General features: G+C 67.1%; 22 protein-coding genes. 14 read left to right on the top strand and 8 right to left on the bottom strand.

All coding sequences use genetic code 11. The annotated features are described in order from the left end of the window. Nucleotides 1-10: 10 nt before the first annotated feature. From KIP89_RS04735 to deoC, 6 genes are all read right to left on the bottom strand, one after another. On the bottom strand, nt 11-1,087 hold the full coding sequence (locus KIP89_RS04735; RefSeq protein ID WP_213754250.1) for an aldose 1-epimerase family protein: 1,077 nt from the start codon (nt 1,085-1,087) through the stop codon (nt 11-13). Next, a complete protein-coding gene (locus KIP89_RS04730; RefSeq protein ID WP_213754249.1) occupies nt 1,084-2,079 on the bottom strand; it encodes an ABC transporter permease in 996 nt (331 codons plus the stop codon). Before KIP89_RS04730 ends, KIP89_RS04735 begins: the two co-directional genes overlap by 4 nt. 14 nt (nt 2,080-2,093) lie before the next feature. Then, a complete protein-coding gene (locus KIP89_RS04725; protein WP_250152195.1) occupies nt 2,094-3,065 on the bottom strand; it encodes an ABC transporter permease in 972 nt (323 codons plus the stop codon). After that, nucleotides 3,065-4,561, bottom strand: a complete 1,497-nt coding sequence (locus KIP89_RS04720) for a sugar ABC transporter ATP-binding protein (RefSeq protein ID WP_213754248.1) — start codon at nt 4,559-4,561, stop codon at nt 3,065-3,067. The genes KIP89_RS04725 and KIP89_RS04720 overlap by 1 nt, the downstream gene beginning before the upstream one ends. Nucleotides 4,562-4,703: 142 nt before the next feature. After that, the gene (locus KIP89_RS04715; protein WP_213754247.1) at nt 4,704-5,750 is read right to left on the bottom strand and encodes an autoinducer 2 ABC transporter substrate-binding protein; all 1,047 of its coding nucleotides are present in this window, start codon (nt 5,748-5,750) and stop codon (nt 4,704-4,706) included. A 61-nt stretch (nt 5,751-5,811) separates the two neighbouring features. Further along, nucleotides 5,812-6,513 carry a deoxyribose-phosphate aldolase gene (deoC, locus tag KIP89_RS04710; protein ID WP_213754246.1) on the bottom strand — a complete coding sequence of 234 codons (702 nt, stop codon included), beginning with the start codon at nt 6,511-6,513 and terminating at the stop codon, nt 5,812-5,814. Between the two features lie 120 nt (nt 6,514-6,633). Here deoC and KIP89_RS04705 point away from each other — a divergent pair, with 120 nt between their 5' ends. Continuing rightward, nucleotides 6,634-7,341: a DeoR/GlpR family DNA-binding transcription regulator gene (locus KIP89_RS04705; RefSeq protein WP_369807048.1), complete on the top strand. Its 708-nt coding sequence runs from the start codon at nt 6,634-6,636 to the stop codon at nt 7,339-7,341. A gap of 9 nt (nt 7,342-7,350) precedes the next feature. On the opposite strand, the gene KIP89_RS04700 is transcribed toward KIP89_RS04705, so the two are convergent. Continuing rightward, entirely contained in the window at nt 7,351-8,634 is a 1,284-nt protein-coding gene (locus KIP89_RS04700) for a nucleotide disphospho-sugar-binding domain-containing protein (RefSeq protein ID WP_213754244.1), read from the bottom strand. After that, on the bottom strand, nt 8,631-9,590 hold the full coding sequence (locus KIP89_RS04695) for a GntR family transcriptional regulator (RefSeq protein ID WP_213754243.1): 960 nt from the start codon (nt 9,588-9,590) through the stop codon (nt 8,631-8,633). Before KIP89_RS04695 ends, KIP89_RS04700 begins: the two co-directional genes overlap by 4 nt. Before the next feature lie 164 nt (nt 9,591-9,754). Between KIP89_RS04695 and KIP89_RS04690 the strand changes: the two genes are divergently transcribed. The 13 genes from KIP89_RS04690 to KIP89_RS04630 all read left to right on the top strand — a co-directional run bounded on the left by KIP89_RS04690 (nt 9,755) and on the right by KIP89_RS04630 (nt 22,315). Continuing rightward, entirely contained in the window at nt 9,755-10,801 is a 1,047-nt protein-coding gene (locus KIP89_RS04690; protein ID WP_213754242.1) for a polyamine ABC transporter substrate-binding protein, read from the top strand. A gap of 101 nt (nt 10,802-10,902) precedes the next feature. Next, complete coding sequence (locus KIP89_RS04685) at nt 10,903-11,769, top strand: ABC transporter permease (protein WP_213754241.1); 867 nt, start codon at nt 10,903-10,905, stop codon at nt 11,767-11,769. After that, nucleotides 11,762-12,553 carry an ABC transporter permease gene (locus tag KIP89_RS04680; RefSeq protein ID WP_213754240.1) on the top strand — a complete coding sequence of 264 codons (792 nt, stop codon included), beginning with the start codon at nt 11,762-11,764 and terminating at the stop codon, nt 12,551-12,553. The genes KIP89_RS04685 and KIP89_RS04680 overlap by 8 nt, the downstream gene beginning before the upstream one ends. Next, nucleotides 12,550-13,605: an ABC transporter ATP-binding protein gene (locus tag KIP89_RS04675; RefSeq protein ID WP_213754239.1), complete on the top strand. Its 1,056-nt coding sequence runs from the start codon at nt 12,550-12,552 to the stop codon at nt 13,603-13,605. The genes KIP89_RS04680 and KIP89_RS04675 overlap by 4 nt, the downstream gene beginning before the upstream one ends. Nucleotides 13,606-13,667: 62 nt before the next feature. Continuing rightward, on the top strand, nt 13,668-14,942 hold the full coding sequence (locus tag KIP89_RS04670) for a nucleotide disphospho-sugar-binding domain-containing protein (protein WP_213754238.1): 1,275 nt from the start codon (nt 13,668-13,670) through the stop codon (nt 14,940-14,942). A gap of 5 nt (nt 14,943-14,947) precedes the next feature. Continuing rightward, nucleotides 14,948-15,307 carry a cupin domain-containing protein gene (locus KIP89_RS04665; RefSeq protein WP_250152194.1) on the top strand — a complete coding sequence of 120 codons (360 nt, stop codon included), beginning with the start codon at nt 14,948-14,950 and terminating at the stop codon, nt 15,305-15,307. 9 nt (nt 15,308-15,316) lie between these two features. Next, a complete protein-coding gene (locus KIP89_RS04660) occupies nt 15,317-15,664 on the top strand; it encodes a cupin domain-containing protein (protein WP_250152193.1) in 348 nt (115 codons plus the stop codon). Between the two features lie 2 nt (nt 15,665-15,666). Then, complete coding sequence (locus KIP89_RS04655) at nt 15,667-16,728, top strand: aminoglycoside phosphotransferase family protein (protein ID WP_369807047.1); 1,062 nt, start codon at nt 15,667-15,669, stop codon at nt 16,726-16,728. Between the two features lie 11 nt (nt 16,729-16,739). After that, on the top strand, nt 16,740-18,284 hold the full coding sequence (locus KIP89_RS04650; protein WP_213754236.1) for an aldehyde dehydrogenase family protein: 1,545 nt from the start codon (nt 16,740-16,742) through the stop codon (nt 18,282-18,284). Between the two features lie 29 nt (nt 18,285-18,313). After that, nucleotides 18,314-19,801: an aldehyde dehydrogenase family protein gene (locus KIP89_RS04645; protein WP_213754235.1), complete on the top strand. Its 1,488-nt coding sequence runs from the start codon at nt 18,314-18,316 to the stop codon at nt 19,799-19,801. Continuing rightward, nucleotides 19,798-20,535: an NTP transferase domain-containing protein gene (locus tag KIP89_RS04640; RefSeq protein ID WP_213754234.1), complete on the top strand. Its 738-nt coding sequence runs from the start codon at nt 19,798-19,800 to the stop codon at nt 20,533-20,535. The genes KIP89_RS04645 and KIP89_RS04640 overlap by 4 nt, the downstream gene beginning before the upstream one ends. Further along, nucleotides 20,535-21,923 carry an NAD(P)/FAD-dependent oxidoreductase gene (locus KIP89_RS04635; protein ID WP_213754510.1) on the top strand — a complete coding sequence of 463 codons (1,389 nt, stop codon included), beginning with the start codon at nt 20,535-20,537 and terminating at the stop codon, nt 21,921-21,923. Before KIP89_RS04640 ends, KIP89_RS04635 begins: the two co-directional genes overlap by 1 nt. A gap of 23 nt (nt 21,924-21,946) precedes the next feature. Next, a complete protein-coding gene (locus KIP89_RS04630; RefSeq protein ID WP_213754233.1) occupies nt 21,947-22,315 on the top strand; it encodes a cupin domain-containing protein in 369 nt (122 codons plus the stop codon). Nucleotides 22,316-22,444 lie beyond the last annotated feature (129 nt).

Here is a 22,444-nt window from a genome sequence, read left to right as displayed (position 1 = left end):
CTTGTTGCGTTCAGCCGCCGCGCGTTTCCGCGAGCGCCGCGCATTCGCCCGCATCGAGATGGCCCAGCTCGACGCTGTAGCGCGCCGTCGCGCCGGCCGGCAGGCGGATGACATTGCCCTTGGCCTTCTCGGCGGTGTAGCCCTCCGGCTCGCAGGTCGAGGGCAGGGCGAAGGCGCAGACCGACTGGTCATGCCCGGCCAGGACCCAGCGCACCGTCTTGGGAAAATCCGCCGGGCGGTAGCGCGCGAGGAAGGCGTCGCCCGCCGGCCGGCGCAGTAGTAGCGTGGTCGCGCCCGCGGCATCGGTGGCGAGGTTGCGCAGATAGAACACCTGCTCGGGATCGAAGCCATCCGCCCGGCGAATGACGCGGCTGGCGGACGGGTCGGCGGCCAGCGCCTCGATGCGGGCGAGATAGGCGGGATTGGGCGTGACATGGGCCGGCACGGCCCGGCGCACCACGGTATGGGCGGCGTCGAACGGGGCCTGCTGAATGATCTCACCGCCCTCGACGAAGGCGTAGTTCACATGCGCCATGTACATCAGGTCCATGGCGTCGCCGGCGGAGAGGTTGGTCACCTCCATCGCCATGTCGAAGCGGGCGTCGGAGGCGTGCAGCGTCACGCTCGGGCGCGCCTCGTAATGGGCGCCGAAGCCCATGGCGTAGTCGTAAGCGCCGAACAGCCGCATCCACGGGCCGCGCGCATCGATTCCCACCTCGATGCCGGCTGAGTCCATCGGCGCGCAGGGCATTTCGCCATGGGCGGGGTGGCTGTCGGTGGGGCCGGGCACGCCGTTGCGCAGGAGGCCGGAATGGAAGGCGAAGCAGCCATAGGTCTCGGCGATGGTGCGCACATTGCGCGGCGCCTTGAACATGCTCGCCATGGTGAGGTCGACGCCGTCAAAGGCGGCGGACCAGATCATCTGGCCGAGAAAGGGCAGCACCACGAGGGCGCCGCGCGCATTGGCCAGCCGCACCGCCTCGACGCCGGTCTTGTAGCGGAACAGGTGGGCGGTCAGCCCCTCATGCTCGACGGCGAGGGTTTCCACCTCGCCAAAGGCGCGGCGATCGAGATGAAAGCGGGTCATGCGCGGTTCCTGAAAGCGTTCAGCACCATGACGAGCAGCAGGAAGCCGCCCCAGATGAAGTCGATCAGATGGTTGGAGAAGCGCATCATCTGGAAGCCCGAGGCCAGCAGCATCAGCGCGATCACCGCGATGGAGACGCCGAGCACCGTGCCCCTGCCGCCGGCCGGGTTGGTGCCGCCGAGCACGCAGATCAGCACCGCCTGCAGCAGGTAGGAAGTGCCGTAATCCGACTTCGCCGCATTGGTGCGGCCCGACAGCATGATGCCGGCGAGCGCCGCGAGCGTGCCGCTCAGCATGTAAGAATAGAGCACCATGCGGTCGCTTTTCAGCCCCGCGAACACCGCCGCCCGTGGATTGGTGCCGATCAGGAACAGGTTGAGGCCGAAGGAGGTGCGCGTGAGCAGCACCGCGATCACCATGGCCACCGCGACGAAGATCAGCAGCGGCACGGCGATGCCGAACAGCTTGCCATTGCCGATCAGCCCCCAATAGGCGGGGAAGCCGACAATGGCCGGCCCACCGGTCAGCACCATGCACAGGCCGGTGAACACCTGGCCGGTGCCGAGCGTGGCGAGGATCGGCGTGATCTTCGCCCGCGTGATCAGCAGCCCGTTGAGCGCCCCGGCGACCAGCCCGACGCCCAGCGCCAGCATCACGCCGGCGGCGACGCGGGCGATCTCCCCGGCCATGCCGGCGGCGGGATCGCCGGGCAGGAGCTTGGTGAAGAACACGCCGGCGAGGATGCCCGCGAGATTGGCGATGCCGATTACCGACAGGTCGATGCCGCCGGTGAGCATGGCCAGCATCATCGCAATGGCGACGATGCCGAGCTCGGGGAAGATGAAGCTGATCGACTCGAAATTGTAGTAGCGCAGGAACTTGGTGGGCTCGAGCCAGCTCATCACCGCGAAGATCACCACGGTGATGAGAATGAGCTGGAGGATGTTGTTGTCGCGGTTGATGACGCGCGAGAGGTCGAACTGCTTGTTCATGGTCTCCGTCCCCCTCACGCCAGCGTCTTGCGGTCGCGCCAGGCGGTGAGCGCGGTCGCCACCACGATGACGCAGCCGATCACCACGCCCTGCCAGGTATTGTCGATGCGCATGATGATCAGGCTGTTCTTGATCAGCACCAGCAGGAACACGCCGAGCAGGGTGCCAAGTACCGAGCCGCGCCCGCCGAAGATCGAGGCGCCGCCGAGCACCACGGCGGCGATCACGTCCAGCTCATAGCCGACGAAGTCGCGGGGATTGGCGAGCCAGATCATCGAGGCGTGCAGCAGCCCGGCAAAGCCCGCCAGCGCGCCGGCGAGGCCATAGGCGACATAGACGGTGCGCCGCGTGTTGAAGCCGACACGCTTGGCCGATTCCGCGTCGTCGCCATAAGCGAAGATCGAGCGCCCGGTCATGGTGCGGGTGAGGAGCAGCCAGACCAGCACCGCCAGGCCGAGATAGACGAACACCATGACCGAGAGCTTCGCCCCGCCGATCTCCAGGCTGGAGCGGCCGAAGGCGATCAGCGCCGGCGGCATCCGGTCGATATTGACGATCGAGGTGCCGACCAGCCCGAGCAGCAGGCCGCGCACCACCGAGGCCGAGCCCAGCGTGACGATCAGCGGGATCATGCGGAAGGTGTGGATGAAGAAGGCGTTGGCCAGCCCGCACAGCAGGCCGATCAGCGTCGCGCCGATGAACGGCAGCAGCACGCCCTCATGGCCATAGGCGTTCATCGCCAGCACGGTGAGATACATCGCCGCCGCCGCGAAGGCGGGAAACGACACGTCGATGCCGCCAGAGACCATCACGATCAGGACGCTCAGCGCCATGATGCCGATGATGACGTTGGCGCGCAGCAGATTGAACAAATTGTCAGCCTGCCAGAAGGCGGGATTGATCAGCCCGATCACGATCATGATCGCGAGGACGATGAGAAAGACCGCCGTCTCGGAGCGGCGCATCAGCTTGGCGAGGTGATTCATCAGCGCAGCGTCTTCAAGCGGGTGTGGATGTCGTCCTCCTCAAGGCCGCGCGGGTCGAGATCGTCGACGATCGCCCCGCGATGCATGAGGAGGATGCGGTTGCAGTTGTGCAGCAGCTCCGGCACGTCGTCGGAAATCATCAGCACCGCCAGACCATCGGTCACCGCGAGATCGCGGATGCGGCGGTGGATCTCGGCCTTGGAGCCGACATCGACGCCGACGGTCGGCCCATTGAGGATCAGCACGCGCGGGCCGGTGAGCAGCCAGCGGCCAATGATGACGCGCTGCTGGTTGCCGCCGGAGAGCTTGCCGACCTGCTTGTCGACATCGGTGGTGGCGATGCGCATGTCGTCCACCGTGCGCTCGGCCAGCGTCGTCACCGCCTCGTCGGAGAGGAACGGCCCGCGCGTTGCCCGGTCAATGGCGCTTGCCACCACATTGCGGGCGATGGACTGGCTCATGAACAGGCCTTCGGAGAGCCGGTCCTCCGGGACATAGGCGATGCCGGCCTCGACCGCCTCGGGCACGCTCGTGAGCGCGAGCGCCCGACCGTCGAGGAAGATCGCGCCGCGATGGTCCGGCTCCATGCCGAACAAAGCGAGCGCGAGCTCCGTGCGGCCGGAACCCAGCAGACCGGAAAGGCCGACGATCTCGCCGGCGCGCAGCTCGAGCGAGACGTCGCGCACGGCATCCCCGACGCTCAGCCCCTCGACGCGCAGGCGCGGCTCGGCGGCAGCGTCGCCCGTCCAGACATAACGTTCATGGCCGAGATCCTGCCCGGTCATGGCGCGCGTGATGCGGGCCTCGGTGAAATCGGCGGTCGGACCTTCCTCGACCTTGCGACCGTTGCGGAAGACGCAGATGCGGTCGGAAATTTCCAGCATCTCGCGCATCTTGTGGCTGACGAACAGCACCGCGATGCCCTTCGCCTGGATCTCGCGCACCAGCGCGAACAGCCGGTCGACCTCGCGCCCGGTGAGCGCCGTGGTCGGCTCGTCCATGATGAGAAGGCGCGTCTCGCTCATCAGCGCACGGGCGATGGCGACGATCTGACGGTCGGCGGTTGAAAGCTCGCCGACGCGCGCATCAAGGTCGATGGTTACATCGAGCCGCGCCAGCGCCTCGGCACCGAGCCGGCGGCATTCGGCGGGGGCGATGAAGCGACGCCCCTCGCTCAGCAGCCGGCCCATGGCGAGGTTCTCGGCCACGGTGAGGCTCGGGAACAGCGAGAAATCCTGGTAGATCACCTGAATGCCGGCGGCGATGGCCGCGCGCGGCGAAAAACCGGAAACCGGGACGCCGTCGATCAGCAGCGTGCCCTCGTCAAAATCATAGACGCCCGAGACGATCTTGATCAGCGTCGACTTGCCCGAGCCGTTCTCGCCGGCAAGGCACAGGATTTCCGCCGGCTCGATGCGGAAATCGACGCCGTCGAGCGCCTTCATGCCGGGAAAGCGTTTGGTGACGCCGCGCAGTTCGATCAGTGGTTCGGCCATGATACGCGCTCTGGAAGGGACAGGGACGGCCGGGACACATCCCGGCCGTTCGCGCAGGAGCTCGAAGCTCCCTGGATAGCTCAAATTCAGCCGACATGCCGGGGGCGGGGCGACCCTCGCCACCCCGCCCCGGACAGTCGCGTCAGAACTTGTACTGGTCCATGTTGTCCTTGGTCACGCCAACCCAGCCCTGACCATAAAGCAGGTTCGGCGCAGCGCCCGCCGGGGTGGTGAGCTTCTCATAGCCCTTCAGGCCGAGATTGAGGCCGGCCTTGATCTCGTCCTTCTTGCCGGAGAGCGCCATCACGGCCAGCTCGTTCATGGCATAGCCGGCAACCGCCGGATCCCAGAACTGGATGTACTGGATGTCGCCGTCCTGGAGATACTTGCCGGCGACGGAGGGCAGGCCGGTGCCGGAGAAGAACACCTTGCCCTTGAGCCCGCGCTCGGCGATCAGCCGGCCGGCGCCCGCCGAGGTCGGCATCGGGCCGCCGATGATGCCGTTCACGTCCGGGTAGGTCGTGAGGGCTTCGGAGAGGCGGTTATAGTCGGTGTTGGCGTCGTCATAGGTTTCGAGGCGCTGGGTGGCCAGCGACATCTCCGGGAAGTGCTTCTTCTGGTACTCGATGGCGCCGTCGATCCACTCGTTCTGCGACTGCGAGGTCAGGCTGCCGACGGTGGCGAGGTACTTGCCCTTGCCGCCGGTGTACTTGCCGAGCACTTCCATGAGCTGGGCGCCATAGGCCTTGTTGTCGAAGGCCTCCAGAATGTAGTCGGCATTCTTCAGGTTCGAGGCTTCGTGCGCGATCACCACGATGCCCCGGTCGCGCGCCTTCTTCAGCACCGGCTCCACGGCTTCCACCGAGAAGGGCACGATGCAGATAGCGTCGACGCCCTGAGCGATCAGGTTCTCGATCAGCTGCACCTGCGCGGCGGCGTCCGCCTGGCTCGGACCGACCTGCCAGACATCCATGCCCGTATCGGCGCCGAACTGCTTCACCCCGTCGCCCATGCGGTCGAACCAGGCGATGCCGTCGACCTTCACCACGGTGGCGATGGAGAACTTCTTGCCGGTGGCGGCGGCGGTGATGTCCTTGCGCACCTGGCTGGTGTCGACCACGCCATCGGCGAGGGCGGGCAGCGCCAGCAGCGACAGACCGGTAGCGAGGGTCAGTAGGGTCTTTCTCATGGATGTCCTCCCAGACATTTGTTGGTCTTGAGATTGCGTTGATGTCGCAATGGTTGCGGGATCAGTAGCCGGCCGCGGCCGGGGCGGCTCCTCCCACGATGGCGATGCTGGCGCTGGCGCCGATGCGGGTGGCGCCCGCGTCGATCATCGCCCAGGCGGTCGCGGCATCGCGTACGCCGCCGGAGGCCTTGACCCCCATCTCGGAACCCACCACCCGGCGCATCAGCGCGATGTCGGCCACCGTGGCGCCGCCGGTCGAAAAGCCGGTGGAGGTCTTCACGAAATCGGCGCCGATCTCCCTGGAGAGGCGGCAGGCAGCTTCCTTCTGGGCATCGGTCAGCAGGCAGGTTTCAAGGATGACCTTGAGCACCGTGCCGCGTGTGGTTGCGCGCACCGCGGAGAGGTCCGCCCGGCAGCGTGCCAGGTCACCCTCGACCAGCGCGCCGATGTCCAAGACCATGTCGATTTCCTGCGCCCCCGAGGCGATGGCAAGCGAGGCTTCGGCGGCCTTGGCGGCGGCGCCGCCCGCGCCGAGGGGGAAGCCGATCACCACGCAGGTCTTCACCGGGCTGCCCGCGAGGCGGCCGGAGACGAAGCCGGCATGAACCGCATTCACGCAGACCGAGGCGAAGCCATAGGTGCGGGCCTCGTCACAATAGCGCGCCACCTCGGCCCGCGAGGCCTCGGCCTTGAGGATCGTATGGTCGATGAACCCCGCCAGCGCGCGCGGATCGCGCAGCGACGCGTGTGTGTTTTCAGGCATTGAAAGTCTCGATCTGGCGTGTTTTGTTATGATTATCACAAATTTTGTTGCGAACATTTCACGCACATCTTGACGAGTCAAGGCCGGGCGTCGATGGAAAGGTGGGGGACGGGGAGTGCTGTGAAAAAGTCCGAACGCATCCGACGACTGGACGAGCGGCTGCGGGCCGCTGGCGTGCTGCATCTGCGCGAGGCGGCCGAGCATCTCGATGTCTCGGAGATGACGGTGCGCCGCGACCTCGCGACCTCGCCTGAGCTGTTCAGCTATTTCGGCGGCTACATCCTGCCGGCCGGAAGTGAACGCGCGTCCGGCTACCGGCTCGACGTCGAACTGGACGCCCATGCCGAGGCGAAGGAACTCGCCGGCCGCGCAGCGGCAGGGCTGGTCGAGCGGGACGACACCATCTTCATCGATTGCGGCACCACCACGCCGTGGATGATCGACCATCTGCCGATCACCGGGCGGCTCACCGTCATCACCTATGCGATGAACATCGCCGCCCGCGTGGCAAGCCGGCCCAATACCAGCCTCATCCTGCTGGGCGGGCTGTTCCACGCCTCCTCACAGACCTTTTCCGGCGAGGAGGCGCTGCGCAGTCTGGAGCGTCTTGGCATCAGCAAGGCGTTCATTTCCGCCGGCGGCGTCCACGCCCAGCACGGCGTCACCTGCTCGAACTTCCACGAGGTGCCGATCAAGCAGGCGGTGCTGGCGCGGGCTGGAATCGCCTATCTGGTGGTCGATTCCAGCAAGCTGGACAAGATCAAACCGGCCTATTTCGCCCGCCGCGAGCAGTTCGCCCGCCTCATCACCGACGCTGACGCGCCCTGAGCGGCGGCCTCAGCCCGCCCGCACTAGCGACAGCACCGCTTCAGCCGCCCGGGCCACGCCCGGCTCGGCCTTCATATCAGCGGAGATGGCGGCAAGGCGGTCGCGAAGCGCGCGATCTTCAAGAAGCGTTTCGATCACGCCGCGCAATGCGTCCGGCGACCAGTCGGAACGGTGCATGTGGCGGCCCGTGCCGGTGTCCTGCGCGCGACGCGCATTGTCGTGGCCGTCCCAGCAATAGGGCATGACCAGCGAGGGCACGCCGTGGAACAGCGCCTCGCAGAAGGAATTATTGCCGCCATGGTGGATGAACAGCGCGGATTGCGCGACCACGGAGGGCTGGGGAAACCAGCTGCCGAGCGACACATTGTCGGGCACCTGGCGGTACTCGTCCATGAAGCCCCCGACATTCACATAAAAGCGCGCGGGCAGCGTGGCGAACACCTCGATCATCCGCTTGATCTGGTCGGTGTCGATCGCGCCGAGACTGCCGAAGCTCATATAGACGAGCGGTCCTTCATTGGCGGGCAGGGGCGGGGGATCGAACGGCACTTCCTCGCGCACGCAGCCTTCCAGGAACACGAAACGGTCCGCCGGTAGAGGCTGCATGCGCGGATAGCGCACGGCGGAGGGGGCGAGCAGCAGGTTGAGCCCCTCCGAGCACTCCAGGAACTCGCCCGCCGGCAGCGGACGCAGCCCCCGCGCGCGGCGGAAGGCGTTGTAGCGGTTATGCGCGGGCTTCAGCGTCGCGCTCGCGGCCTTCTCCCAGCGGGCGCGGCCCGCGACATCCTCCGGCGCGAGGCCGGACAGATAGGGCGGCACGCAGGGGTCCGGTATCTCGGTCTCGGCGCAGGAGACCACCCGCACCCAGGGCCGGCCCGAGCGCAGGATGGCGGGGAACATGATGACATTGTCGAGCAGGATCGCGTCCGGCTGGATCTGCGCCAGCAGCGCCTCCAGCGAGTCCTCGACCGATATCACCGTGTCGATGATCGCCTCCCAGGTCGGGGCGACATAGGCCTCGAGCTGCGCCTGCGGCGACAGGTCGAAATGGGCGAGATGCGTGGTGACGAAGTTCTGCCAGTAGGTCTCCCCGCGCCCCGGCACCGCCGCCGGCTCCGGCTGGAGGTGATACTCGCGGAAGCCATACTCCGCGAAGACGCCGGTAAAGCCGGGATGGCAGATGAACACCGCCTCCGCGCCGCGCGCCGCCAGCTCGCGGGCGATGCCGACGCAGTTGAGCGCCGCGCCGAAGCTGGCCTCGGGGAACAGGGCGATGACCGGAGGGCGGTTCACGAGGCGATTCCTTTGATGCGCGCGCCCGCCTGCTGGGGCCCGCGCAGAAGCGGCGACATGCCCCGCCCGGCGGTTTCCGGCCGGCGAATCCCGGAGCGCCGCAGATGCAGCACCATCTGGTCGGCGGCAAGCTCCAACTGGTTGCGCTCCAGGCTGTCGAGAATATCGAGATGCTCCTCCATCGCCTGACGCTGGCGGAAGGGCGGCGGGGCTTCCTTCTGCGCCATGCGACGCAGACGGTGATGCGCCAGCAGCGTTCCCTGAACGAAGCGATTGGCCGAACCTTCCGCGATCATGATGTGGAAATCATTGTCGAGCCGCTGGAATCCCGCGGCGGTGAGCCGGGCATCGGGCAGGTCCTGAAAGGCGCGCATCTGGGTGCGCAGGGTGCTGGCGCGGGTCGGGTCGAGCGTGAAGCCCGGCGTGAGAATGGCCTGCGGCTCCAGGGTGAGGCGGAAGGCGAAGCTCTCGGCAATGGCGCGCGGCGTGTCGAGCAGGGGCTGGAAGGCCCAGGCGCTACCGGGAAGCTGCGAGACGACGCCGTCGCGTGACAGTATTTTTAGCGCATTGAGTACTTCAACACGGGTGGTCGTGTAGCGACGCGCAAGGGCGCTGACGGACTGAACATCGGCGATGCGCCGGGCGGCACGGTCCGCGAGAATGCGGGTGAAAAGCTCCTGTTCGAGAGTCTCGACGGCCACGTTTGTGTCAACCAGCCCATCCTGCGCGCCGCGCGCCAGAAAGTAGCCCTCTTCTTCCTTTCGGATCAGTATATTGTTTTTTTCCAATATCTTGAACGCAGCTCTTATCGGCGTGCGCGAGACCCCGCAGGCCTCGGCGATGGATTGTTCCGGCATATGATCGCCAGCCTTCATCGCACGGTCGATCACCAGCGCGACGATCTGCTGCGCCAGCGCGACATGGTTGTTGCGTGCCGCACGGCGCCGCCCGACCATCGAAGTCTCCTCCCGAGCCGTTCTTGGGCGGGGCTCTCCCGCTAAGAACCGTGAATACAGTTTGACGTATTTTTCCGCTTATCCGTACTCTCATGGCCAGCGGTCATCAAGAACCGCTCCTTCCGACAGCCACCGCATCCGGTGGGGAACAACAGGAGTCTGCCATGGTGGGTGTTTCCTGCCGCATGGCGGCTGTCGCGGGCATGGCTCTCAGCCTGACCGCGTTCGCCGCCAGCGCCGATCCGCTCGTGATCTCGAATTGGGACGGCTATCTCGCCCCCGACGCGCTCAAGACCTTCAACGCGGCCAGCGGCAACAGCGCCGAGCTGGTGCTGCACGCGACGAACGAAGAAATCATGGGCAAGCTCATCGCCGCCAAGGGCAAGGGCTATGACGTGGTCTTCGTCTCCTCGCCCTTCGCCGAGGTGCTGCACAATCTCGGCCTCGCCGAGACGCTCGATCACAGCAAGATCCCCAACCTCGCCAATCTCTACCCGGAGGCGACGGGTCTCGCCCATGACAAGGGCAACACCTTCTCGGTGCCCTATACCTGGGGCACGACGGGGCTGTGCTACCGCTCGGACCTGACCGGCGAGCCGACGTCCTGGAACAACCTCCTGAAGCCGACCGACGCCCTCAAGGGCAAGACCACCATGCTGGCGACCGACCGCTGGCTGCTGGCCGCCGGCTTCCTGGCGCAGGGCTATTCGGTCAACGAGACCGACAAGACCAAGCTGCAGCAGACCCGCGACCTGCTGATCGCCGCCAAGAAGACGCTGCTCGCCTATGACGACACGACCTTCTATTCGAAGCTTGTCTCCGGCGAGGCGCAGCTCGTGCAGGCCTGGGATGGCTGGTGCAATTACGGCATCACCGAGAACCCGCAGATCAAATATGTGATCCCGAAGGAAGGCTCGGACCTCTGGGTCGATACCATGGTGATCCTGAAATCCTCCGAGCATAAGGACGCGGCCTACGCCTTCATCAACTACATGCTCGACGGCAAGAACCACCGCTGGGCGGCGGAGAACATTCTCTACAAGGTGCCCAACAAGGCGGCGATGGAAGGGCTCGATCCGGCCCTGCTGCAGAAGTACCCGAACATGACGATGACGCCGGCCGAGCTTCTCACGCATGAGCAGCTTCGCGATGTCGGCGCGGCGCAGCGCGATTATTCGCGCACCGTGTCCGAGATCATGGCGGCGAACTGAACCACGCGCAGGACCATGCCGCTCCCGCTCATGCGGGGGCGGCCCCCCGCCGGCCCCGCCGCCTTCGCGCGCGCTGGACCGCCTGACGGTGCCGTATCTTCATGCAAGACCGCAAAACCCTCATCCTGATCGCGCCGGCCTTCGCGTGGCTCACCGCCTTCATGGTGGTGCCCTGCCTGCTGATCCTCGCGCTCGCCTTCTTCCGGCGCGGCATCTATGGCGGCATCGACTATGAGTTCACGTTTGAGAATTTCGGCATGGTGTTCGATCCGCTCTATGCGCGGATCTTCCTGAAATCGGCCTGGATCGCCGGCCTCGCCGCCCTCATCGCTTCGGTCGTCGGCTATGCCGCCGCCTATGCCATTGCGAGCATGCCGCGCCATCGGCAGCCGGCGCTGCTGTTCTTCGCCATCCTGCCGTTCTGGTCGAACTATCTCGTGCGCACCTATGCGTGGATCGTGCTGCTGAACCGCGAGGGGCTGATCGTCGGCATTGCCCGCGCGCTCGGCTTCGACGGCGAGCTGCCGCAGATGCTCTATACCGAAGGGGCCGTCGTCCTCGGCCTCGTCTACAATTACCTGCCCTTCGTCATCCTCGCCGCCTATGCCCCGCTCTCGCGTCTCAACCCCGAGATCGCGGAGGCTTCGCGCGATCTCGGGGCGGGAGGCTGGACGACGTTCCGCCGCGTGATCCTGCCGATCACCCTGCCGGGCGTGGCGACCGGCTTCATTTTCGTCTTCGTGCTGTCGATCGGCAATTTCGTCACCCCGGCGCTGCTCGGCGGCGGCCAGTTCCAGATGATCGGCAATCTGGTCTACGCCCAGTTCCTGACAGCGAATGACTGGCCCTTCGGCTCGGCCCTGTCGATGGTGCTGATCGCCGTCATGCTGGTGCTGCTGACGCTCCAGACCTACGCCAATGAACACGCCTCCACCGGGCGTCAGTCCACGGAGCGGGCCGATGGCTGATCGCCGCACCTTCCGCCTGATGCTGCTGATCCTCGGGCTGGTCTTCGCCTTTCTCTACATCCCGATCTCGGTGCTGGTCGGCCTGTCCTTCAACGCCGGCGGCATGCCGACCGCCTGGACCGGCTTCTCGCTGAAATGGTACGGCGCGCTGTTTGCCAATCAGGACATTCTGCGCGCGGCCGGCAACACGCTGATCGTCGGGCTGGTCTCGGCCGCCATCTCGACCGTGCTCGGCACGCTGCTCGCCATCGGCGTGGAGATCCGGCGCCGCAAGGGCTCCGTCTTGGAGACGCTGATTTTCGCCCCGATGGTCATTCCCGACATCGTGCTGGCGATCGCGCTACTGAGCTTCTTCTCGCTGCTCGACGTGCGTCTCGGCCTGCACACGGTGATCATGGCGCATGTGGTGTTCAACCTCGCCTATGTCTGCGCCGTCGTGCGGGCGCGGCTGAAATCCTTCGACTGGTCGATCGTCGAGGCTTCCACCGATCTTGGTGCCTCGACACTGACGACGCTGCGCCGCGTGGTGCTGCCGGTGCTGGCGCCGGCGATCATCGCCGGTGGGCTGCTGGCCTTCACCCTGTCAGTCGACGAATTCATCATCGCCTTCTTCACGGCCGGGGCCCAGCGCGCCTCGATCACCCTGCCGATGCAGATCTACGGCATGATCCGCTTCGGCGTGACGCCCGAGATCAATGTGCTGGCGACGCTGGTGATCGGCTTTTCGCTGGTCACCCTCGCTTTGTCGCAGCGCCTTAACCGCGGAGGCCTGCCGGGCCAATGACCACCTTGCTTTCCCTTCGTCATGTCGAGAAGCACTTCGGCCATGTGCGGGCCGTCAATGGCGTGTCGCTCGACATCCGCCAGAATGAGTTCTTCGCCCTGCTCGGCGCCTCCGGCAGCGGCAAGACCACGCTGCTGCGCATGCTCGCCGGCTTCGAGGCGCTGAGCGGCGGGCAGATCCTGCTGAACGGCAAGGACATCTCCCACGTGCCGCCGAACCACCGGCCGGTGAACCTGATGTTCCAGTCCTATGCGCTGTTCCCGCATATGAGCGTGGCGCAGAACATCGCCTATGGGCTGGAGATGGAGAAGCTGCCGCGCACGGAGATCCGTCAGCGCGTGGACGAGATCCTCGCCACCATCCAGCTCTCGGCGCTGGCGAGCCGCAAGCCCGAGCAGCTTTCCGGCGGCCAGCGCCAGCGCGTCGCGCTTGCCCGCGCGCTGGTGAAGCGCCCGCAGCTCCTGCTGCTCGACGAACCGCTCGGGGCGCTCGACAAGAAGCTGCGCGGCGAGATGCAGCTGGAGCTGAAGCGTATCCAGCACCAGTTCGGCATCACCTTCATCATCGTCACCCATGATCAGGAGGAGGCGCTGGTGATGGCCGACCGCATCGCCATCCTCCAGCATGGCGAACTGCTGCAATGCGCCCCGCCGCGCGAGGTCTATGAGCACCCGGCCAACCGCTTCGCCGCCGAGTTCATCGGGGTGATGAACGTCATCCCGGTCGCGCGCGACGGGGCCAAACTCACAGCGGCGGAGGGCAGCCTGATCCGCGCCGACATTCCCGACGGGATGGGCGGCGATCTCGTCGCCGCCGTACGGCCCGAGCGGCTGCGGCTCGATGCCCATGCCTGCGAGAACCGGCTCTCCGGCCGCATCCTCGCCACCGCCTATCACGGCCTCGATCTGCAGGTGCATATCGAGACGCCGGCCATGCCGAAGCCGCTGATCTGCCGGGTGACGGCGGACGCGGCCGAGGCCCGCAGCTTCCGAACCGGCGATGTGCTCAGCCTCGGCTGGAGCCGTGCCGACACCCGCATCTTCGCCGCCTGACGCCGTCCCCGCGAACGACACCACCGGCGCCCGCCAAGAGGCGCTTCCAGAGAGGTTAAACGATGGAACAGAAGACCTTCGCCTTCTTCCCCGAAGCGGCCTTCGGTCCGGCCCTCAACTCCGTCGGCATCGCCCAGGCGGTCACGGCGCTCGGCCACAAGGCGGTGTTCCTGTCCGATCCCGGCTTCGTGTCGGTCTATGAGGGCTATGGCTTCGAGGCTCACCCCGTCGCGCTCTCCGAGCCCATGCCGCCCGAGCAGATGGCGAAGTTCTGGGAGGACTTCATCAACGGCCATATCCCGAACTTCTCGAAGAAGCCGATCGACCAGCTCGACAATTATGTGCGGGAGTGCTGGGAGGCCATCGTCTCCAGCGCCACATGGGCGCAGAAGGATCTGCCGGGCGTGCTCGCGCGCATCAAGCCGGATGTGATCGCGGTCGACAACGTCATCCTGTTCCCGGCCATCAAGCAGTCCGGCGTGCCGTGGGTGCGCATTATCTCCTGCTCGGAAAACGAGATCGAGGACGAGGCGATCCCGCCGCATCTTTCCGGCATGGGCGAGAACGACCATGAAGGCCACGCCGCCTTCCGGGCGAAGTTCAACGAGGTCATCAAGCCGATCCACGACCAGTTCAACGCCTTCCTCGCCGAGAATGGGGAGGCGGCCTATCCGCTCGGCCAGTTCTTCGAGGCCTCGCCCTATCTCAACCTGCTGCTCTATCCCGAGCAGGCCAAGTACAAGCGGGCGGTGCCGCTCGACCCGGCGCGCTTCCAGTATCTGGAAGGCTGCGTGCGCAAGGACGAGCCCTACACGGTGCCGACCTTCGCCAGGAATAATGACGGCCCGCTGCTCTACATCTCCTTCGGCTCGCTCGGTTCGGGCGACACCGAGCTGCTGAAGCGCCTGATCGCGCTGGTCGGCAAGTCCCGCTACCGCGCGCTAGTCAATGTCGGCGACTACATGGCGAGCTACACGGACGTGCCGGAGAATGTGGCGCTGGCGAGCTGGTTCCCGCAGCCCTCGGTGATCCCGCAGGTCGATGCCGTCATCCATCACGGCGGCAACAACTCGTTCACCGAGTGCCTCTATTTCGGCAAGCCGGCGATCATCATGCCCTATGTCTGGGACGGCCATGACAACGCCATGCGCGTCGAGGAGACCGGCCACGGCTTCCGCTCCGAGCGCTATGACTGGACCGACGCGGAGCTGATCGCCAAGATCGAGGCCTGCCTCACCGATCCGGCCATCAAGGCCAAGCTCGCCACCACTTCCGCCCATATGCAGAGCTGCGAGGGCCCGAAGAAGGCCGCGCGCCTGCTCACCGCGCTGGTGTGATCGCCATGACCGACCTGAAAAGCTCCGCGCCGCACATCCACGGCGCCACGACCTATGACGACCTCGTGGACTGGGGCGCGCAGCCCGATTCCATCGAGGGCGCCTCGCACTCCACCGGCCGCCTGCTGTTCAAGGGGCCGGGCAACTCGCCGGAGACCGGCATCTGGGTCTGCACCCCCGGCCGCTGGAAAATCTCCGTGCCGCGCGACGAGTTCTGCCACTTCGTGTCGGGCCGCGCGCGCTACACCGCCGTCACCGGCGAGGTCACCGAGGTCGAGGCGGGCACCTGCGTCGTCTTCCCCGGCGGCTATGAGGGCGAGGCCGAGGTGATCGAAACCATCCGCAACATCTACATGCTGGCGTGAGTGAAACGAATGACCGCTACCCCCCTGATGAAGAAGCCGCTTTCCGTCACCGACGTGGTGGACTGGGGCATCATTCCCACCATGATCGAGGGCCAGTCCCACGTCTCCGGTCAGGTGATCCACAAGGGCCCGAACGGCCAGTCCGAATGCGGCCTGTGGATCTGCACGCCGGGCAAGTGGGAATGCCACGTCACCTCCGACGAGTTCTGTCACTTCCTGGAAGGGCGCTGCACCTATGTGCATGAGAGCGGTGAGGTGATCGAGATCACCCCGGACACCGCCGCCTTTTTCCCGAAGGACTGGAAGGGCGTCTGCACGGTCCATGAGACCATCAAGAAGGTCTACATGATCCGATGAGCGTGGCCGTCCCCCTCAGCACAACGTCCGGCCCGGCCGTGCGGCTCGATCCCCCCGGCGTGACCTTTCTGGCCCGCCATGGTCAGGCCGGCGTGCCGCTCATGGCGCTGCCGGGCGATGCTTCGGCGCGCCGCTACTACCGGCTGCCGCAGGCCGGGCTGCTGCTGATGGAGGACCGCACCGACCCGGAGGGCTTCGCCTCCTATATCCGCGTCGCCCGGCACCTGAACGGGCTCGGCCTGTCGGCGCCGCGCGTCGAGGCGGCGGACCCGGTGCATTGCCTCGCGCTGATCGAGGACTGGGGCGACGCCACCTATGCGCGCCGCCTCAGGGCCGGGCGGTCGGAGGCGGAGCTTTACGCGCTGGCCATCGACGCGCTGGCGCATCTGCATCAATCGCCCGAGGGGGCGGCGGTCTCGCAGCCCTTTTATGATCGCGATGTCTGGCTCACCGAACTCACCGTGTTCTGCGACTGGTTCGCCCCGGCGCTGGCGCCGGAGCTGGATCGCGCCGCCTTCACCCGCCGCTTCCTTGAGCTGTGGGACACCGCGCTCGCCCCGCTCTATGGCCGGCAGGAGGCGCTAGTGCTGCGCGACTTCCATGTCGACAACCTGATGGAGCTGGACGGGCGCGAGGGCGTCGCCCGCTGCGGTCTGCTCGACTTTCAGGACGCCGTGCGCGGCCCCCGCGAATATGACCTCGTCTCGCTGCTGCAGGATGCCCGGCGCGACCTCGCCCCCGGTCTCGAAGCCGCGATGCTGGACCGCTACATCGGCGCGCTCGCGGGCGATGAGGCCGAGGCGCGGGCGATCCGCGCGCGTTATCACCTGATGGGCGCGCAGCGCCATGCCCGCATCGTCGGCGTCTTCGTGCGGCTCTGCCAGCGCGACGGCAAGGCGCATTACCTCACCTGGCTGCCGCGCGTGCTCGGTCAGCTCGACGCGGCGCTCGCTGCCGCCAATCTCACATCCATCGCCGATTTCCTCGCGGAAGCACTGCCGGACTGGCGCGCGCGCGGCGAGGCGCTGGCGTCCCGGCTGGCCGCTACCCGAGCGCCGGCATGAAGGAACATCGCATGGCCTATCCCTCCACCGCCGACCTTTCCCCCGCCGATCTCGCCGCCCCGCGCTATTATCTCAGCCCCGGCCTGCACCCCTCCGCTGGCATCACCCATGCGGTGATCGACCCGGCGACGCTGGAGGAGGTCGGCCGCCGCGTCGAGGTGACCGGCGAGGAGATCGCGGCGGTTCTGGCGCGCGTCAACGCGGCGCAGAAGCTGTGGAACCGCACCGACGCCAAGAGCCGCGCCAAAGCGCTGCACGCGCTCGCCAATCGCATCGAGACGGCGGATTTCACCGACAGCGCGATCCTGATGAGCCGGGAGATGGGCAAGCCCTATCCCGAGGCCATTGGCGAACTCGCCAATGTCGCGCCGATCTTCCGCTATTACGCGGAGATGGCGCGCGACGACGCCGGCAAGATCGCCGGCACGACGCAGATCGGCTCGACGCAATATGCGCGCTACGAGGCGCTGGGCGTCTCCGTGCATATCATGCCGTTCAACTTCCCGATCCTGCTGATGTGCTGGACCGTCGCGGCCTCGCTCGCCGCCGGCAATGGCTGCATCGTCAAGCCGGCCGAGGCGACCACGCTGTGCACGCTGGAGTTCATGAAGGTGTTCGACGGCCTGCCGGAGGGCCTCGTCGCCTGCCTGCCGGGCGGGGCGGAGGTCGGCAAGGCGCTGGTGGACAGTGACCGCACCCATGCCGTTGCCTTCACCGGATCGGTGGCGGGCGGACGCGCGGTCGCCATGGCGGCGGCGGCGAAGATGAAGCCGGCGGTGATCGAGGCCGGGGGCTCCGACCCGATGATCATCGCCGCTTCGGCCCCCATCGACGTGGCGGCGGCGGGAGCCGTCACCGGTGCCTTCCACATGTCCGGCCAGGTCTGCACCTCGACCGAGCGCATCTACGCCGTCGATGCCATCCATGATGCCTTTGTCGAAGCGTTTGTGCGCGAGACCAGGCGCCTGCGCATCGGCAATGGGCTGGAAAAGAACGAACTCGGCCCGCTGGTCTCAAAGGCCGCGCGGGACAAGGTGATGCGCCTCGTCGCCGACGCCGTCGCCAAGGGCGCCAAAATCGAGTGCGGCGGGCGCATTCCCGAGGGGCTGGAGACCGGCTGGTTCTACGAGCCGACCATTCTCACCCGCTGCACGCCGGAGATGGAGATCCTGCGCGAGGAGGCGTTCGGTCCGGTCGTCGCGGTCTGCCGCGTGGCGGATTTTGACGCCGCCATCACCGCCGCCAACGACAGCCCGTTCGGGCTCGGCGCGTCGATCTTCACCACGTCGCTGGAAGAAGCCATCGAGGCGTCCGAGCGACTGGAAGCCGGCATGGTCTGGGTCAACAACCCGATGATCGACAATGACGCGCTGCCCTTCGGCGGCTGGAAGGCCTCGGGCATGGGCCGCGAACTCGGCCGGCAGGGGCTCGACGCCTTCCGCCGCTCCAAGATGGTGGTGATGGACCACAAGCCGCAAATTCACGACTGGTGGTATCCCTACCCGGACGAGTGGTTCCTCGACCGGTCGGGTGCCGGCGGCCGCAAACACGTCTGAAACGAGCAGGTCTGAAGAGGGCGAGCCCGATGCACACAACGCGCCTTTACATTGACGGAGCCTTCGCCCCTCCGGTGGCGGGCGGCAGCTTCCCGGCCATCGACCCGGCGAGCGAACAGCCCTTCGCCCATGTCGCCGCCGGGCAGGCCGAGGATATCGACCGCGCGGTGCGTGCGGCGCGCCGTGCTTTTGACGCGGGCGTGTGGTCGGGCCTCACCGGTGCCCAGCGCGGCGCGTTTCTGCGCAAAGTGGCCGAGGGCCTGCGCACGCGCCTCGCCGAGATCGCCGCCATTGAGGTGCGCGACAATGGCAAGCCGCTGCCGGAAGCCGAGTGGGATGTCGGCGATGCCGCCTTCACCTTCGACTATTACGCCGGCCTTGCCGAGGCCGAGGACAGCCGCGCGGACGAGGAGGTCGATGTCGGCGACGCCCGCTTCCGCGCCAGCATCACCCGCGAGCCGTTGGGCGTCGTCGGCGCCATCACGCCGTGGAACTACCCGCTGCTGATGGCGGTGTGGAAGGTGGCGCCGGCGCTCGCAGCCGGTTGCACCATCGTGCTGAAACCCTCCGAACTCTGCTCGCTGTCCTGCGAGACGCTGGCCGAGATCATCCACGATGCCGGCATCCCGGCGGGCGTGTTCAACCTCGTCACCGGCACCGGCCCGGAGGCCGGCCAGCCGCTCGCCGACCACCCGCTCTGCGACAAGCTGGCCTTCACCGGCTCGGTGGCGACCGGGCGCAAGGTGATGATGGCGGCGGCTTCCGGCATCCGCACCGTGGCGCTGGAGCTCGGCGGCAAGTCGCCCTTCCTCGTCTTCGCCGATTGCGATGTCGAGAAGGCGGTCGAGTGGATCCTGTTCGGCATCTTCTGGAACAAGGGCGAGGTGTGCTCGGCGACCTCCCGCGTGCTGGTCGAGCGCAGCCTCTATCCCCGCCTGCTGGCGCGGTTGAAGGAGGCGGCGGAGGCCATCGCCATCGGGTCGGGCGATGCGCCGGGCGTGAAGCTTGGGCCCATCGTCTCCAAGGGGCAGTACGACAAGATCCTCGCCGCCATCGCCAGCGGCAGGGCGTCGGGCGCGCGGCTGGTCTCCGGCGGGGAGCGGCCGGAGGGGGTGGCGCAGGGCTATTTCCTCCAGCCCACCATCTTCGCCGACGTGCCTGTTGATGCCGGCATCTGGCGGGAGGAGATCTTCGGCCCCGTGGTCTGCGTGAACCCGTTCGACACGGAGGAGCAGGCGCTGGCGCTGGCCAATGACAGCGCCTATGGCCTCGCCGCCGCCGTCATGTCGGATGATCTCGACCGCTGCGAGCGCGTCGCCCGCAAGCTGCGCGCTGGCATCGTCTGGGTGAACTGCTCGCAGCCGACCTTCGCCCAGCTTCCCTGGGGCGGCTTCAAGACCTCCGGCATCGGCCGCGAACTCGGCCGGGCGGGCTATGACGCCTATTTCGAGACCAAGCAGATCACCCGTTTCGACCCGTCCGAAGTGTGGGGCTGGTACCTGCCGGGGCCGGCATGACCGCGACGCCCCCCATCGCTGCGGTCGTGCTCGCCGCCGGCAAGGGCAGCCGCATGGGCTCGCCTTTGCACAAGGTGCTGCATCCGCTGAAAGGCCGGCCGATGCTGGCGCATCTTCTCGACAGCCTCGCGCAGATCGCGGCTGAGAAGGTCGTGCTGGTGGTCGGTGCCGGGCGCGAGCAGATCGAGGAAGCCTTTCCCGCTCTGCCCAAGGCGATCCAGCGTGAGCAGCTTGGCACTGCCCATGCGGTGCAGGCGGCGGAGGGCGAGCTGGCCGGTTTCTCTGGCACCGTGCTGATCCTCTATGGCGACGTGCCGCTCATCACGCTCGACACCATGCGCGCGCTCTGCGCGGCGGTGAGCGGTGACGTGGCGCTCGCCGTGCTCGGCTTCCGCCCCACGGATACCCGCGCCTATGGGCGGCTGGTGACGGCGGCGGATGGCAGCCTCCTGCGCATTGTCGAGCACAGCGACGCCAGCGAGACGGAGCGTGCCATCGGCTTCTGCAATTCCGGCGTCATGGCGGTGCGCGGCGATCGGCTGTTCCCGTGGCTCGCCCGCGTCGGCTGCGCCAATGCCAAGGGCGAGTACTACCTCACCGACATCGTCGCGCTTGCCCGCGCCGACGGCTACCGCGTCGCCACCGTCGAGGCGGGCGAGCTGGAAGTGACCGGCGTGAACTCGCGCGAGGAACTGGCGGCACTGGAAGAGAAGCTGGCGGAGGCGGTCGCGTGATGGAGCTGTTGCCCACCCTCAAACACGCCGCGTTGCGCCCCTACTGGTTCGACACCTTGCCCGCCGAGCCCGCGCGGCCCCCGCTCGCCAGCGACACACGGGCCGATCTCGCCATCATCGGCGGCGGCTTCACCGGGCTGTGGACCGCGCTGAAGGCGCGCGAGCGCGACCCGCAGGCGCGCATCGTGCTGGTGGAAGCGGGCCGAACCGGCAACGCCGCCTCCGGCCGTAATGGCGGCTTCTGCGCGCCGTCCATCTCCCATGGCCTTGGCAATGCGCTGCGCCGCTGGCCGCGCGAGGTCGAAACGCTGATCCGCCTCGGCCGGGAGAATCTCGACGCCTATGCCGCCGATGTCGCCCGCTATGATCTCGATATCGAGTTCGAGCGGCCGGGCAAGCTGATGCTGGCCGAGACGCCCTGGCAGATCGAGGGGATGCAGGCGCTCGCCGCCAGTCACCGCCGCTTCGGCATTGAGAGCCACCCGCTCACCGGGGCCGCGCTGGCGGAAAAGCTCGACAGCCCGGTCTATGGCGCCGGCCTGTTCGAGCCGAATTACGCGCAGGTGAACCCGGCTAAGACCGTGGCGGAGCTGCGCCGTGTCGCCCTCACTCAAGGCATTGAGCTCTATGAGGACACGCCGGTGACGGCGCTGCGCGAGAGCGCGACCGGCATCGAGCTGGTGACGCCGGGCGGCGTGATAAAGGCGGGCAGGGCGGTGCTCGCCACCAATGCCGCGCCGCCGCTGCTGCGCCGGCTGCGCCCGAGCGTCATCCCGATCTTCGACTATGCCATCATGACGCGCCCGCTGAGCGCGGACGAACTCGCCGCCATCGGCTGGACCGGGCGGCATTCGCTCGCCGACAGCGGCAACCAGTTCCACTACATCCGCAAGAGCGCCGATAACCGCATCCTCTGGGGCGGCTATGACGCGGTGTATCATTTCGGCTCGCGGCGCGATCCTGCGCTGCTCGACCGGGCCGAGACCTATAACAAGCTCGCCACCCATTTCGCCCGCGCGCTGCCGCCGCTCGCCGGTGTGAACTTCACCCATGCCTGGGGCGGCATCATCGACACCTCGGCGCGCACCACCTTCTTCGCCGGGCTCGCGGCGGGCGGGCGGCTCGCTTATGCGATGGGCTTCACCGGGCAGGGCGTCTCGGCCAGCCGCTTCGCCGCGCTGACCATGCTTGACCTGCTCGACGGCGTGGAGACCGAGCGCACCCGCCTCGCCATGGCGCGCACGCGCCCCTTTCCCTTCCCGCCCGAGCCGCTGCGCTGGCTCGGCGTGCGCCTTGCCCAGATCGGGCTGGCGCAGGAGGACCGGGACGGGCGCCGTTCGCGCTTCAACCGCCTGCTCGACGCCATGGGCGTCGGCTTCGATTCCTGAGAAAGAACCGCAGAGAGAACCGCATGTCCCTCCGCCCGACATCGCCCAGCAACGTCATCGCCTTCGACCCGGACATGGTGCCTGTCCGCGACATCGTCACCGACGATCCGGCGGTGGTCGATGTGCCCTTCGTCGCGCAGAGCCGGCGCCATTTCACCAATGCGGAGAAGGGCGCGCTCTCCGGCATCTGGGAAGCCCCTCCCCATTGCGAGCGGGTGGACTGCGACTATGACGAGATGTGCCATCTGCTGGAGGGCCGCGTGCGCCTGACCGACGCGCAGGGCCATGCCCGCGAATTCGGCCCCGGAGAGAGCTTCGTGGTGGCGCGCGGCTTCAAGGGCACGTGGGAAAACCTCACCTTCGTGCGCAAGGTCTTCTTCATCCTGAGCTGATGGCCGGGCCGGACCCGGCCGCCGTCACAGCGTGGCGCGAGCGGCGGGGCCTTCCTCGAAGAACGATTAAATTGCTGTAATCATTGGTATTTCAACTCCATTCCGCTCGGGCACAGGCTTGTATCGTCG

This window comes from Ancylobacter radicis, from assembly GCF_018449475.1.
GTDB classification, from domain to species: Bacteria; Pseudomonadota; Alphaproteobacteria; order Rhizobiales; family Xanthobacteraceae; genus Ancylobacter; species Ancylobacter radicis.
This window is presented reverse-complemented; position numbering and strand designations above follow the sequence as displayed.